Origin of the sequence: Acinetobacter sp. YH16038 (genome assembly GCF_013417275.1) — a bacterium.
Taxonomy (GTDB): Bacteria; Pseudomonadota; Gammaproteobacteria; order Pseudomonadales; family Moraxellaceae; genus Acinetobacter.
Window position 1 is genome coordinate 1 of sequence record NZ_VPEG01000160.1, and the last position, 1,301, is coordinate 1,301.

1 protein-coding gene and 1 pseudogene are annotated in these 1,301 nt (G+C 33.2%); both read left to right on the forward strand.

From position 1 onward, the window contains the following. Positions 1 to 826, forward strand: an 826-nt coding sequence (locus tag FTV34_RS17525) for an AlwI family type II restriction endonuclease (RefSeq protein WP_180070921.1), incomplete at its 5' end; no start/stop codon positions are given. A 17-nt stretch (positions 827 to 843) separates the two neighbouring features. Next, positions 844 to 990 (forward strand): annotated as a pseudogene (locus tag FTV34_RS17530) (type II toxin-antitoxin system mRNA interferase toxin, RelE/StbE family); the annotation flags it as partial. Positions 991 to 1,301 lie beyond the last annotated feature (311 nt).

Genomic DNA, 1,301 nt, shown 5'->3' on the forward strand with positions numbered 1-1,301 from the left:
AACTTTAGTTGAATATGAAAATTATCTTTTTGATCCAGATGAGTTAATTGTTCTTGAAGATAATAGTGAACTTATCAATAGTAAAATTAAAGAGTTAGATGATTCTATAGATGTAGAATCCTTGAGAGTTGATGATGCGAAAGATTTATTAAATGATCTGGAAATCCAGCGAAAAGCTAAAACTATCGAAGATACAGTTAATCATTTAAAACTTAGATCTGATATTGACGATATTTTAGATATCTTTGCAAAAATTAAGAAAAGAGATGTTCCAGATGTTCCTTTATTTCTTGAATGGAATATATGGAGAGCTTTTGCAGCACTAAATCATACACAAGCGATAGAAGGTAACTTCATTGTAGATTTAGATGGAATGCCTTTAAATACAGCTCCAGGTAAGAAACCTGATATAGAAATTAATTATGGTTCTTTTTCATGCATTGTTGAAGTAACTATGTCATCAGGAGACACTCAATTTAATATGGAAGGGTCTTCTGTTCCACGACATTATGGTGATTTAGTGAGAAAGGTTGACCATGATGCATATTGTATATTTATAGCGCCTAAAGTTGCGCCAGGAACAAAAGCACATTTCTTTAACTTAAATCGATTTTCAACGAAACACTATGGGGGAAAAACGAAAATTGTTCCTATGTCTTTAGATGATTTTATATCTTTTTTACAAGTTGGAATAACTCATAATTTTCAAGATGTTAATAAATTAAAAAATTGGTTAGATAATTTAATTAGCTTTAACTTAGACAGTGAAGATGAAGAAGTTTGGTTTGAGGAAATTAGACGTAAAATCTCTACCTGGGCTATGTAATTATGAAATGTAATATTGACCATGCTTTGACTGGAAATATGAAAAAATATCGGGACTGTCACATTCGTCCAGATCTGGTACTGCTTTATGAGAAAGATGATAAAGGAGTGATCCGAGTCTTGCGCCTGATTCGATTAGGTAGTCATAGTGAACTTGGAATATGAGAGTCACTGAATGAAAAAACCCCGGTATCCTGCCGGGGTTTTTTATTGTGCGATCTTTGGTAGGTGCTGCTCTACCTCACAATCCTAGTGTTAGAACTTATCATTGTTGTTTTTTGCTCCGGAACATCCTGTTCCTGTATGAATCTATCGTAGGGATATTCTAGCTATCCTGATAGCCGCAAAGAACTGGAATTTGAGTAAGCTAAAGCGTACAAAGTGCCTGAAATTTATCCACAAGAAATGGGGATAATTTTGAACATTCACGCATTGATAAAATTTAAAAAATCGCAAAATCGACTACTTTTTAAACA